At 60.6% G+C, this 13,295-nt stretch carries 7 protein-coding genes, 1 tRNA gene and 1 riboswitch; of the genes, 5 read left to right on the top strand and 3 right to left on the bottom strand.

Features of this window, described 5'->3' with window-relative positions; genetic code table 11:
* Positions 1 to 62: 62 nt before the first annotated feature.
* Entirely contained in the window at positions 63 to 3,791 is a 3,729-nt protein-coding gene (gene metH / locus H4317_RS01000; protein ID WP_185888348.1) for a methionine synthase, read from the bottom strand.
* A gap of 73 nt (positions 3,792 to 3,864) precedes the next feature.
* Positions 3,865 to 3,978, bottom strand: a riboswitch (SAM riboswitch).
* Between the two features lie 170 nt (positions 3,979 to 4,148).
* Between metH and H4317_RS00995 the strand changes: the two genes are divergently transcribed.
* From H4317_RS00995 to H4317_RS00980, 4 genes are all read left to right on the top strand, one after another.
* Positions 4,149 to 5,228 (top strand): PA14 domain-containing protein, encoded by a 1,080-nt coding sequence (locus tag H4317_RS00995; protein ID WP_185888347.1) that lies wholly within the window; start codon positions 4,149 to 4,151, stop codon positions 5,226 to 5,228.
* A gap of 205 nt (positions 5,229 to 5,433) precedes the next feature.
* Entirely contained in the window at positions 5,434 to 6,567 is a 1,134-nt protein-coding gene (locus H4317_RS00990) for an alkene reductase (protein WP_185888346.1), read from the top strand.
* A 250-nt stretch (positions 6,568 to 6,817) separates the two neighbouring features.
* Entirely contained in the window at positions 6,818 to 9,346 is a 2,529-nt protein-coding gene (locus H4317_RS00985) for a DUF5686 and carboxypeptidase-like regulatory domain-containing protein (protein WP_185888345.1), read from the top strand.
* Positions 9,347 to 9,442: 96 nt separating this feature from the next.
* Positions 9,443 to 9,715, top strand: a complete 273-nt coding sequence (locus tag H4317_RS00980; protein ID WP_073287169.1) for a hypothetical protein — start codon at positions 9,443 to 9,445, stop codon at positions 9,713 to 9,715.
* Positions 9,716 to 9,855: 140 nt separating this feature from the next.
* Here the strand turns inward: H4317_RS00980 and H4317_RS00975 are convergent.
* Both H4317_RS00975 and H4317_RS00970 read right to left on the bottom strand, forming a co-directional pair.
* Positions 9,856 to 9,928, bottom strand: a tRNA-Met gene (locus H4317_RS00975).
* Positions 9,929 to 10,049: 121 nt separating this feature from the next.
* Complete coding sequence (locus H4317_RS00970) at positions 10,050 to 11,975, bottom strand: BamA/TamA family outer membrane protein (protein ID WP_185888344.1); 1,926 nt, start codon at positions 11,973 to 11,975, stop codon at positions 10,050 to 10,052.
* 131 nt (positions 11,976 to 12,106) lie between these two features.
* On the opposite strand from H4317_RS00970, the gene hemW reads away from it, so the two are divergent.
* A complete protein-coding gene (hemW, locus tag H4317_RS00965) occupies positions 12,107 to 13,252 on the top strand; it encodes a radical SAM family heme chaperone HemW (RefSeq protein ID WP_185888343.1) in 1,146 nt (381 codons plus the stop codon).
* Positions 13,253 to 13,295 lie beyond the last annotated feature (43 nt).

The following is a 13,295-nucleotide window of genomic DNA, read 5'->3' as shown; positions in this document are numbered from 1 at the left end:
AAGCGCTGTTTCAGTTGATTAAACTACAACATCAGCAGCGTACTGTACACAGACAATTCGCGCTATAGCGCCGTTACCGGCACGCTGCTGGGTTCGTAGTTCAGGTTCGGCATCAGCCAGCGCTCCAACTCCGGCAGGGGCATGTGTTTGCGCTGGGCCATGTCGGCTACCTGGTCCTGGCCGATGCGGCCGAGGCCGAAGTAGCGGCTGTCGGGGTGGGCGTAGTAGAGGCCGCTCACGGAAGAGGCGGGGTACATGGCCAGGTTTTCGGTGAGGCGGATGCCGGTGGCGGTTTCGGCGTCGAGCAGGTTGAAAAGGGTGATTTTTTCGGTGTGGTCGGGGCAGCCGGGGTAGCCGGGGGCGGGCCGCACACCTTTGTACTTCTCTTGAATCAGGTCCTCATTGGTGAGGTTTTCGGCCGGGTCGTAGCCCCAGAACTCCTCGCGCACGCGCTGGTGCAGGCGCTCGGCAAAGGCCTCGGCGAGGCGGTCGGCCAAGGCTTTCATCAGGATGCTGCTGTAGTCGTCGTGCTCGGCTTCAAACCGCTCCAGGTGCTTTTCAATACCAATACCGGCCGTCACGGCAAAGCCACCGATGTAGTCGGCGCGGCCGGTTTCACGCGGCGCCACGAAGTCGGAGAAGGCGAGGTTGGGCACGCCGGCGGCTTTTTCGCTCTGCTGACGCAACGTGAAAAACTCGGTTTGCACTTCCTGGCGGGTATCGTCCTTGAATACCTGCACGGTATCGTAGCCGACAGTGTTGGCCGGCCAGAAGCCCACTACCGCGCGGGCCGTGAGCAGCTTCTCGTCGATGATGCGCTTGAGCATGGCTTGCGCGTCGTTGAAGAGCTGGGTGGCAGCTTCGCCCACGTTTTCATCGGTGAGGATGCGCGGGTAGCGGCCTTTTAGCTCCCAGGTCTGGAAGAACGGCGTCCAGTCGATGTACTCGGCCAGTTCAGCCAAATCGTAGTTTTCCAGGGCTTTGGTGCCCAAGAAGGTCGGCTTCACGATGGGCGTGGTTTCCCAGTCAGCCTTGAAGCCATTCTCACGAGCGGCCTCAATGGTGAGGTAGTTTTTGTCGCGCTGGCGGCCGGCGTAGTCTTCACGGAGCTGGCGGTACTCCTCACGCACGGTGCGGGCGTACTCCGCATCGGCCGAACCCAACAGCGCTGCCGCCACACCCACCGAGCGGGACGCGTCGTTGACGTGCACGATGGGTCCGGAGTAGTTGGGCGCAATCTTCACGGCGGCGTGCAGGCGTGAGGTGGTAGCACCACCGATGAGCAACGGCGTTTTCAGGCCGCGCTTCTCCATTTCCTGCGCCACGTACACCATTTCATCGAGGCTCGGTGTAATCAGGCCGCTTAGCCCGATGACGTCCACTTGCTGCTTGGCGGCTTCGTCGAGAATACGTTCCAGCGGCACCATCACGCCCAGGTCCACAATATCGAAGTTGTTGCAGGCCAGCACCACGCCCACGATGTTCTTGCCGATGTCGTGCACGTCGCCTTTCACTGTGGCCAGCAGAATTTTGCCGGCTGTTTGCCGGTCGCCGCTCTGCTTGTCGGCCAGCAGGTAGGGCTCCAAGTAGGCCACCGCTTTCTTCATCACCCGGGCCGATTTCACCACCTGGGGCAAAAACATTTTGCCCGCCCCGAACAGGTCACCCACCACGTTCATACCGGCCATTAGCGGGCCTTCAATCACCTCCAGCGGGCGGCCCACCAGCTGCCGCACCTCCTCGGTGTCCTGGTCGATGAATTCGGTAATGCCTTTCACCAGCGCGTGTTGCAGGCGTTCCTTCACCGGGAGGCTGCGCCAGGCGTCGGCCACCACTTCCACCTTGTCCTTCTGCTTCACCGTGTCGGCAAAGTCCACGAGACGCTCAGTAGCATCGGGGCGACGGTTCAGGAGCACGTCTTCCACCAGCTCCAGCAGGTCCTTCGGAACCTCGTCGTACACAGCCAGCTGACTGGGGTTCACGATGCCCATGTCCAGGCCGGCGCGGATGGCGTGGTAGAGGAAGGAAGAGTGCATGGCCTCGCGCACCACGTCGTTGCCGCGGAAGGAGAAACTGATGTTTGAGACGCCACCGCTGGTGAGGGCGCCGGGCAGGTTGGCTTTAATCCAGCGGACGGCCTCGATGAAGTCCAGCGCGTAGTTGCGGTGCTCTTCCATGCCGGTGCCCACCGTCAGGATGTTGGGGTCGAAGATGATGTCCTCGGCCGGGAAACCGACTTCGTTCACCAGGATATCGTAGCTGCGCCGGCAGATTTCGATGCGCTTCTCGTAGTTGTCGGCCTGGCCGTTCTCGTCGAAGGCCATAACCACCACGGCCGCGCCGTACTGGCGCACGGTACGGGCCCGCTGTTTAAATACTTCTTCGCCTTCCTTGAGCGAAATGGAGTTGACGATGCTCTTGCCCTGCACGCACTTGAGGCCGGCTTCGAGCACGCTCCACTTCGAGGAGTCAATCATGACGGGCACCCGCGAAATGTCGGGCTCCGAAGCAATCAGGTTCAGGAACGTAGTCATGGCCTGCTCCGAGTCCAGCATGCCTTCGTCCATGTTCACGTCGATGACCTGCGCGCCGCCTTCCACTTGGTCGCGGGCCACCTGCAGGGCCTGCTCATAGTTGCCGGTGCGGATGAGGCGGGCGAAGGCTCGGCTACCCGTCACGTTGCACCGCTCGCCCACGTTCACGAACAGACTGTCGGGATACACGCCGAACGGTTCCAGGCCACTCAGGCGGGTGGCTTTGGGTACTTCCGGTAACGCCCGTGGCGCGTATTTCTCCGCCAGCCGGGCCAGCTCACCGATGTGCTGGGGCGTGGTGCCGCAACAGCCGCCCACCACCGTCACCAGTCCGTCGGCCAGGTAGCCTTCCACCACGCCCGCAAATTCCTGGGCCGACTCATCGTAGCCACCAAACGCGTTGGGCAAGCCGGCGTTGGGGTAAGCCGAAATGTGTACGTCGGCAATGCGGCTCAGCTCCTTGATGTACACCTTCAGCTGGTCGGCACCGAGGGCGCAGTTCAGCCCTACGCTCAAGAGCGGCAGGTGGCGGATGGAGTTCCAGAAGGCCTCCACCGTCTGCCCGCTCAGGGTGCGGCCCGAAGCGTCGGTAATCGTGCCCGAAATCATGACGGGCACCACTTTGCCGCCTTCGTCGAAGAACTTCTGCACCGCGTACAAAGCTGCTTTGGCGTTGAGCGTGTCGAAGATGGTTTCGATGAGCAGCGCGTCGGAGCCGCCGTCCACGAGGCCGCGCACCTGCTCCAGATAGGCGGTGGCCAGCTCATCGAACGTCACGGCCCGGAAGCCGGGGCGGTTCACGTCGGGCGAGAGGCTGGCGGTGCGGTTGGTGGGCCCCACGGCCCCGGCCACGAAGCGCGGCTTGTCGGGCGTGAGGGCCGTAAACGCATCAGCCGACTCCCGCGCCAGCCGCGCCGACTCGTAGTTCAGCTCATATACCACATGCTCCAGCCCGTAGTCGGCCTGGGCGATGGTGGTGCCGCTAAACGTGTTGGTTTCCACCATGTCGGCCCCGGCCGCGAAATACTCGTCGTGAATGCCGCGGATAATATCAGGCCGCGTGAGGCTGAGCAGGTCGTTGTTGCCGCGCAGAGGCTTGGGGTGGTCGGCGAAGCGCGTGCCCCGGAAATCCTCCTCCGTGAGCGTATGGCGCTGAATCATGGTGCCCATAGCGCCGTCGAGAATCAGCACGCGCTGACGCAGGATGTCGTGGAGGGGAGACGCAGTAGTGGCGGAGGCAGGGAGGACGGTCGGCATATCGGCTCTTCTAAGGGGAATCAGCGGCAAAAAGTGCCTATCCAGAAAGAGCCGGGCGCGAAGGCCGGTTCCGTACTTATCTTCTTCCATTGCCCGCAAAGGCCCTGGAAAGGGAATTAGCACCTTGTTTTATTTCAGGTTGCTAAGACGTCGTCGGGCCCAGTCCCTCGGTCTTTCTGGATAAGTAACACAGCGAAGATACAACCGGAATCTTCAAATTTCAATTCGTAGAAAAGAGGCCTAGCAAGCCAGGAGCCAGCCGGAAGAGCAAAGAAGTTTTGAGCTGAATTAATATAATTGCTGGCATATAGTATCGTTTCCTAGTTGGTCGTTTCTGTTTCCCATTAATGGTTGACTATGCTACTTCGTTTCTACACTGTTGTGCTGCCGGGGCTGCTCCTATGGGCCGGAAATAGCCTGGCACAGAAAATGCCGGCCGGTACTGGCCTGCAGGGCACGTATTACAATGGGATGAATTTCGAGCAGAAGGTGCTTACCCGCTCCGACGCAGCTATTGATTTCAACTGGGACAAGAAGCCGCCTGCGCCCGGGGTGCAGGCCGAATATTTCTCGGTGCGCTGGGAAGGCTGGCTGCTGGTGCCTGAAACCGGCGAGTATGAGTTCAGTACCGTGATGGATGACGGGCTGCGTTTCTGGCTGGGCAGGAAACGCCTCATCGATTTCTGGCGCGACCAGGACCACGTGCCGGCTTCCGTGCGCATTCGGCTGGAAGGAGGCCGCTACTATCCGTTGCGAGTCGAATATTTTCAGAACCGCTGGGAGTCAAGGGCACTGCTACAGTGGCGCCGCACCGACCAGCCAACATCTGAATTCCAGCCCGTTAGCCAGCAACAGCTTTTTGCCGCTCTTCCGGCCACGGCTAAACCGATTCCTGAACCCACTCGCCCGCCCACCAGACCCGCACCCGCGCCACCTGTTGCGGTGCAGCCGGCGCCCCGGCCCGCCGCTGCCGCGCGCCAAACACGCCGGTCGGTGGCGGTAGCGCAGTCCAGAGCAACGGCGGATGTAGCCCCACCCCGTGCCAACGTTACTACGGATACGGCTGCCACGCTACCTGACTTAGGTGCATTACGGGCTGGTTCCGCTGTTACGCTGCCTAACTTGTATTTCACGCAGAGTACAGCTGCACTGCTGCCCTCGTCGCGGCCGGTGCTGAATGAATTGGCCCGTACGTTGCGGGCTCAGCCTACACTGCGCCTCGAAATAGGAGGCCACACGGATAATGTGGGAGATGTTGCTCTCAACCTGCGCCTGTCCGAGCAGCGGGCACGCGTGGTGCGGCAGTACCTCGTGCAGCAAGGCATCGACTCGGTGCGGCTAACGGCCCGTGGCTACGGCGGCACCCACCCCATAGTGGACAACCGTGACCCGCAGCAACGCCCCCGCAACCGCCGCGTGGAAGTGGTGGTGCAATAAACAGTACGAATTACTGCCTCCAGCCAGGTAGATGTATCTAGAGTTTCAGGATATTACTCAGCAGTAAGCTGTGCTTTGTGCCTGTTGCCCGCACCTGCTTGAAGAGGTAGTAGAAAAAAATAGTGAAGTCGAAAACATATGTGTAGCAACATCAGTTACAGTTCGCGAATCGGCACACAGCTGATTCCTGAAACCGTTTCTATACATGAGCCAGACTCGCCATCTTTTTACGCCCGTGCAAGTGGGTGCGCTTACCCTGCCCAACCGCTTCGCCATGGCTCCCATGACGCGCAGCCGCGCCACCAATAAGGCCACTGCCCCCACCGAATCTGTAGTGAAATACTACGTGCAGCGCGCTTCGGCAGGCCTCATCATCACGGAAGGCTCGCAGGTATCCGCTCAAGGCGTGGGCTATATCAACACACCCGGTATCTACACCGCAGAGCAGGTAGCAGCCTGGAAGAAAGTAACAGATGCCGTGCATGCGGCAGGGGGCCGCATGTTCATTCAACTCTGGCACGTGGGCCGCGTGTCGCACCCTTTTTTCCATAACGGCGAACTGCCCGTAGGCCCCTCGGCCATCAAGCCGGAAGGCGCCAAGGCTTTTACCGGCCAGGGCTTCGAGGATGTTCCCGCACCACGCGCACTGGAACTGAACGAAATTCCAGGAGTGGTAGACCAGTTCCGCCAGGCTGCCCGCAACGCCAAACTAGCCGGCTTTGATGGCGCCGAGATTCACGGGGCCAACGGCTACCTGCTCGACCAGTTCATCCAGGATGGCTCGAACCAGCGCACCGATGCGTACGGCGGCAGCCTGGAAAACCGTGCCCGCTTTGCTCTGGAAGTGGTGCAGGCCGTAGTAGACGAACTGGGTGCCGACCGGGTGGGCATCCGCCTCTCGCCGCAAGGCAGCGCCAGTATCCAGGACTCGGACCCAGTGAAAACGTTCAGCTACCTCACCGAACAGCTCAACCAGTTCAACCTAGCCTACCTGCACGTTATCGAGGCCCTGCCCGGCCACCCGATGGCGCAACCGCAGGCGCCGGCCGTAGCCGCGCACCTGCGCAAGATTTTCAACGGCACTTTTATCCTAAACGGTGGCTACACCCAAGAAACCGCAGAAGAGGCGTTGGCCAACAAGGAAGCTGACGTAATTGCTTTTGGCGTGCCGTTCATTGCCAACCCCGACTTGGTGGAGCGCTTCCGCATCGGGGCCGCCCTCAACACTCCCGACCCCGCCACATTCTACGTGCCCGGCGACAAAGGCTACATCGACTACCCGTCGTTGCAGGAGCAAGGGGTGCACACAAAAGAGCCTGTTGATTATCAGAATAATTAAGCCCCGATCTTCGGCTGCTCCGACAAAAACCCGTCCTGGCGTAAGCTGGGGCGGGTTTTTTCATGTGCTGTGCGGCTCATCAGTAGATATTTCCCCAATAGCAGCAAGAAGTTGCTGGCCATAACTTCAGCGTAGAAAGAGCACCAGAAATTTGCCGGATATATTGAAGATTTCTGGCGCATGAGCAGCCGGATTCTGTATCTTACGCCTGCTCTGTCCTTCGCTCTCAGGTTCTTATCGGCCTATCTACTTGCTTCTATTGTACTCGCGCATCAGCTATTTTACCTTGTTTTGGGCACTGCTGCTGGCAGGAGCACCAGCAGGCTGGGCGCAACAACTGCAGGTAACAGGCCGCATTACGGAGGCTGCTACTGGCAAGCCGGTTCCGTTTGCGTCCGTATTCGTGCCCGGCACTACAACCGGCGCTACCGCCGACGAAAACGGCCGCTACCAGCTCAGCACGGCGCCTGCCGATACGCTGGTGGCTTCAGCAATGGGTTTTGCTCCGCTCCGAAAAGCGCTAAAACGCCAGGCGGCCCGCCAAACCATTGATTTTGCGCTGGGCTCAGGAGCTGTATCGCTGGGGGAAGTGGTAGTACGCCCCCACGAAAACCCGGCCTACGTGATTATGCGTCGCGTGCAGCAGCACAAGGACCGCAACAACAAGCAGCAGCTGGATGCCTTCGAGTTCGATTCCTACAACCGCACCGAAATCAGCCTCAACAACCTACCTGACCAAGTAAGCCGGCGCAAAGTGCTGCGCCAGATGACCGCCGTAGCCGACAGCCTGGGGCTGGAGCGCGGAGCCGATGGCAAGCCGGTGGTTCCTATTTTCGCCTCTGAGATGCTTTCCCGCTACTATGTGCTGCGCCAGCCAGTGCGGCGGCGCGAGGAAATCCGGCATACCCAGATGCGCGGCATGGCCCCGCGTGAAGGCTCAGTGGTTTCGCAGGTTACAGGCTCGTCGTTTCAGGACTGGGACTTCTACCGCAACTGGCAGCAGATCATGGGCAAGGACTTCGTGTCGCCGATTGCTGACGGCTGGAAGTTCTCCTACGAATATGAGCTGCAGGACTCGCTGTTCATCGGCAAGGACTACTGCTACCAGCTGGCCGTGACGCCGCGCCGGCCGCAGGATTTGGCCTTCACTGGCACTATCTGGATTACGGCCGATACGTATGCCCTGCGCCGCATCAATGTGCATGTGAGTCCGGAGGCTAACCTCAACTTCATTGATCAGATTCGGGTGTGGCAGGAGCTGACCCCAACGGCTGCCGGGCCGTGGCTGCCATTGCGTACCCGCGTGGTGGTCGGCATCCGGCCTACCAAGCAGAGCACCGGCGTAGTGGCTCGCTTCGTCACCGTCAATTCAGCTTTTGAGGCGCAGAAGCCGCACCCGCTGGCCTTCTACGACCGGCCGCTGGAAACCGTGACCAACGCCCCGAAGCTGCCCGCCGACTTTTTTGAGAAGAACCGGCCCGATACCCTTTCAGTGCAGGAGCAACGCACGCTAATGGTACTGGACTCGGTGCGCAAACTGCCGGCGGTCCGCTCGCTGCTGGAAGTGGCCGATGTGGTAGTGAACGGCTACTACCGGGTGGGCAAATTCGATGTAGGGCCGGTACTGGCCACGCTCGGCTACAACAACATTGAAGGGCTGCGGCCCCGCATTGGGTTCCGAACTACCCCCGAAATCAGCCGCGACTGGACACTACGCGCCTATTTGGCCTACGGCACCCGCGACGGCCGCTTCAAGTACGGCGCCCGGGCTACCCACGTCCTCGACCGCCGCACCTGGACTACCATCGGCTTCGAATACCGCCACGACCTGGACCAGGTAGCGTTACTTGATAACGACTACGCCCTTGAAAATCCACTGTTTGAGGCCTCGGCTCGCCTCGGCAACATTGATCGGGGCCGCCCTATCCTGCGCGACCTGTCTTCTCTGTCGCTGCAGTCGGATCTGTTCCGGGGCTTCACCCAGAAAGTAACCTTCCGCCACCAGCAGTTCCGCCCGCTCTACCGCTTTGCCTACTACACCGGCGACTCGCGGCTGGGAGCTCCTACTGAAGACCAGTTCGGCGTTTCGGAGATTGTACTGGAGTCGCGCTACGGGCCCGACGAAGTGCTGGTACAGAACGAAAATCAGAACCGCCGCACGTCCATCGGACTGAAGCGACTGCCGGTCACGACGCTACGCTACACGCTGGGCCTCAACCGGTTCTTGGGCGGCGACTTCCGCTACCATAAGCTCAATCTGCTGGTGACGCAAAGCGTGCGGCTGGGCCAGTTGGGGCGGAGCACCTACACGCTCGATGCAGGGTACATCCCGAGCACCGTGCCGTATCCGGTGCTGAAAGCACACCTCGGTAACCAGTCGCCGTTCTACAATGCCGGCGCCTATAACCTGATGCGCTACTTCGAGTTCGTGAGTGACCGGTATGTAGCCCTGCGTCTCGACCATCATTTTGAAGGCTTTCTCCTCAACTCGGTACCTGCTATCAAGAAACTCAACTGGCGCTTGGTAGCCACCGGCAACATACTGTACGGGGCCGTAGCCCGCGCCAACGATGCCATTATTCCGCGCCTCGACCCCGAAAGTGGCGAGCCACTGCCCCGGTTTCAGCCACTGGGACGCCTACCTTATGCTGAAGTGGGCTATGGCGTGGAAAATATCTTTCGGGTAGCCCGCGTTGACTTGCTTCATCGACTTACCTATCGTAACTCGCCCGGGGCTCGTAACTTTGGGGTGAAATTCAGCTTACAGTTCCGGCTGTGAGGCCGTGACGTACTAGTAGCCTAGCCCAATGCAACCTCCGAGTTGGTTTCAGGCTCCTTAATGAATCAAACTTCTCCGCTTTTTGTAAGAGAACTTATGGCATACGAAGTAGACAACCTGACCCTGGCCGAAGCCACCCGCCACGCTCCCTTTGTGGACTACGCCCGTTGCGTCGACGCCAGCCAACGCCCTTATAACCACGTAGGTGACTGGCCCGAAGAGGGCGGCTTATACCCCGTACGCGTGGTAGACTCCCGCACCGAAGGTATGGGTCTAATCCATGTACTAGGCTTTCAGGGCGAGGCTCCCTTTTATAACGCCTTTGCCCCGCACCGCTTCGAAGTTATCCTGACGGTGTGGCTGAATTAGCCTAACATTTTCCCAAACAGAACGGGCCGGCCTACACTATGTAGGCCGGCCCGTTCTGTTTAATGCCTGTAACAACGCCGGAAAAATCTGGCTAAAAAAGAACGACCCGGCTGCCGTAATGGCAACCGGGTCGTCTGAGGTAGCGGGGACTGGACTCGAACCAGTGACCTTTGGGTTATGAGCCCAACGAGCTACCAACTGCTCCACCCCGCACTGTTTGGTGATGCAAATGTAAGAGGGTTTTTCGGGGAAACACTATCAAAGGTTACAATAGACCCCAATTTGTTGCTTGCAACCTGACTGTCAGTCAGAAAAATTCAACAACTTCTGTAGGTTAGAAGCGGCTGGTAATGCCAAAGTGGATTTTGCCGGCACCCAACGCCAACTTCTGCTGCTCGTCGCGGCCGAGGGCGTACACGAACTGGAACTGCCCGGCCCCGGTGCGGAAGCTCAGGCCTACTCCCAAGCCGGTAGGCGTATTCTCGTCGGAGGCGGTTTCGATGTCGAGGCGCAGGTAGCCTTGGTCTACGAAGGCGAATACGTACGCATCGGCTCCGGTGAACTGCCGGTATTCAAGTGTACCAATAGCGTACTGGCTGGCATAGAAATTCAGCTCATTGAAGCCGCGCAGCGTGGCCAGCCCGCCCACCCGGAACATGTCGTTCAGAAACAGGCGGCGGTTGAACAGGGCTTCGCCTCGCACGCGGGCCAGCAGCACCCCGCCTCGCCCAATGCGGTTGTAGCGTTCCAGCCGTGTGCTCACGCTGACCTGCGTGGTGCGCAGCGGCAGGCTGGAGTAAAGCTCTTCTTTCAGCTGGGCGTTCTTGCTGATGATTTTGCTGCCCACGGCCGCCTGGCCGCCGGCCAGCACGCCGGTCCGCGGAAAGTATGGATCATCGAGCGTGGTCCAAGTATAGTCGAGGCCGTAGGAGGTAAAGCGGGTATCGATGTTGGGCGGCAGGGCCGTGGCAAGGCTATCGACGAGCAACAGCCGGGAGCTGCGCCACTCCGTGAAAAAGCCAATGCGCCCGGCCCGCGCCGTAGGATACGTCACCTGCAGGCGCGGCCGCAGCGTCTGGAAGGCGTTGATGGGGTCAGTCTGGCGGTAAAGGTTGAAGGTGCCGCCCAGTTCCAGCGGCGTCCCGAAGAAAGTGGGGTGGCTGTACTGCGCGTCTAGCTGCTGGGAGTTGGCATCTACCTTGCGCCACTGCAGCCCCAGCCCTTTGCCCCCACCCTTGATGTTGCGCAGCGCAATGGTTACGTCGCCGGTGAGTTGCACGCGCTTCTGGCCGAGAGTAGGCGTGGGATTGGGCAGCACGCCTACAATGGCATCGAACTGATTGGCGGTGCGGTCTTCGAGCAGTAGGTAGACCCGCGCCCGGCCTTTGGCAAAGCGTACTTCGGGCTCGGCTTTGAGCTGCAGATACGGCAGCTGACGCAGGCGGCGGGCGGCTTCGTCTATGCGCTGCTGACTAAAAGGCTGGTTAGGAAAAATCTGCAAGTACTTGGTCAGGAACCGTTTCTTAGTTTTAGTATTGCCGACAATCTGTAATGAATCGAAGACGATGGCCGGGCCGCGTTCCAGCAGTACCCGGCCCTCAATATCGGCCCCTCGTAGCTGCACGGAGTCCAAGCGGACGGTAGCGAAGGGGAAGCCCTGGTTTTCGGCCTCGGTGAGGACACGCTGCTGCAGCCGGCTCCACTCCTGCGGCTGGAAAGGCTGCTCGCGGTAAAGCTTTTCGCGGTAGCCGGCCCGCGTCAGCAGCCCGTCGCCGAGGTTGCCGTTGCGCAACCGTGCCCACCGAAACTGCTCCCCGATATAGAGCCGCACCCGTACCGTGTCCCGCCGCCAGCGGATGTCGTCGGCGGAAGCCGTGAGGTAGGACTGGGCCTGTAGCGCCAGCACCAGTTCGCGCACCTCCCGCAGGGCCGTCAGCGAATCAGGAACTACGGCTCTGGTTCGGTAGCGGCGCAGCACGGCGCGGTCGGCGGCTTCGGTATCGAATGCCAGCACGCGGGGCCGCCGCACGGGCAGTGCTACGCGTGCGGGCCGGGCCGAGCGGGCAGAATCGGGGCGTACGGCGCGCTGGGTACTGTCGGGCCGCAGGGCACGAGCCGTATCCGGCGGCATCGGGGTCTGGACCGGCGGCAGGTTCAGGTTGAGCGGTGTGGCAGGTGTGGTTTGAGCCCACGCGCCGCCCGCGCTGCCCATCAGCAGCCAGCACCATAACAACCAGAAACCAAAGAGGCGGGCGTACATTTGGGAACACAAACGCGAAAACGCGCATTTAATTTCCCGAAAGTACTTCCGCTCCCGCGAGCGGGGCAAAACCGGTAGGCACTACCGCTCCGGATGCTACTGAGTACGGCTGTGCCACTGCGCCATCCTTCATGCCCGGACTCTACCTCCATATCCCCTTCTGCAAGCAGGCCTGCCACTACTGCGACTTCCACTTCAGCACGAGCATGGCTCTGAAAAGCCGCCTGGTGGAAGCCCTGACGCAGGAGCTGGCCCTGCGCGCCGACTATCTGGGCCCGCAGGCCACGCTGGAAACCATCTATTTTGGCGGGGGCACTCCGTCTTTGCTTACGGCTGCCGAATTGGATCAGCTGTTCGAAGCCATCCACCGGCACTTTCGGGTGAGTGCCGACGCGGAAATCACGCTCGAAGCCAACCCCGACGACCTGACAGCGGACAAGCTGCGCGAACTGGCGGCTTCCCCGATCAACCGGCTCAGCATTGGGCTGCAAAGCTTCCACGAGCCGCATCTGCGCCTGATGAACCGGGCCCATTCGGCGCAGGAGTCGGGGGTGGCGGTGCGGCTGGCGCAGGACGCGGGCTTCGAGAACATTTCGGTGGATCTGATTTATGGCGTGCCAGCCGAGGATCATAGTATCTGGGAGCGGGACATGGCCGCGGCTTTTGCGCTGGGCGTACCGCACCTTTCCTGCTATGCCCTCACCGTGGAGCCTGATACCGTGTTTGGTCGCCGCCAGCAGAAAGGCACGTTCCGCCCGCCGCCCGACGATTTTGTGGCCCAGCAGTTTGAGATGCTGCTGCTGGAAATGGCCCGCCACGGCTACCAGCAATACGAAATCAGCAACTTCTGCCTTCCCGGCCGCGAGTCGAGGCACAACTCAGCGTACTGGCGTGGTGTGCCATATCTGGGCCTCGGGCCGAGCGCGCACTCCTTCAACGGCAGCAGCCGGCAATACACCGTGGCCAACAATCCGCAGTATGTGGCAGCTGTGCTGGAGCGCGGCGAAGTCCCGGCTACTGTCGAAGTTCTTTCGCCCCTAGATCGCGCCAACGAGTATCTGATGACCAGCCTGCGCACCGCCTACGGCACCAACCTAGACCATTTGCGCGACACGCTGGGCGTAGATCTGCTGACGCAGCAGGCAGCCTACCTGCGCGAGATACAAGCTTCTGGCCTCGCCACGCTGGACTCCGCCAATGTGCTCCGTCTCACCGACAAAGGCAAGCTCCTGGCCGACCATATCACGCTGACGCTGTTTCAGAGCACTGCGCAGTAGCGTCATCTTCGGTGCGGAGAGGCAATCATAAATTTCTTACTTT

It is taken from the genome of Hymenobacter sediminicola, assembly GCF_014250515.1.
In the GTDB taxonomy this organism is placed as follows: Bacteria; Bacteroidota; Bacteroidia; order Cytophagales; family Hymenobacteraceae; genus Hymenobacter; species Hymenobacter sediminicola.
The sequence above is the reverse complement of the archived record's forward strand: the minus strand, read 5'-3'. Positions and strand labels throughout refer to the sequence as shown.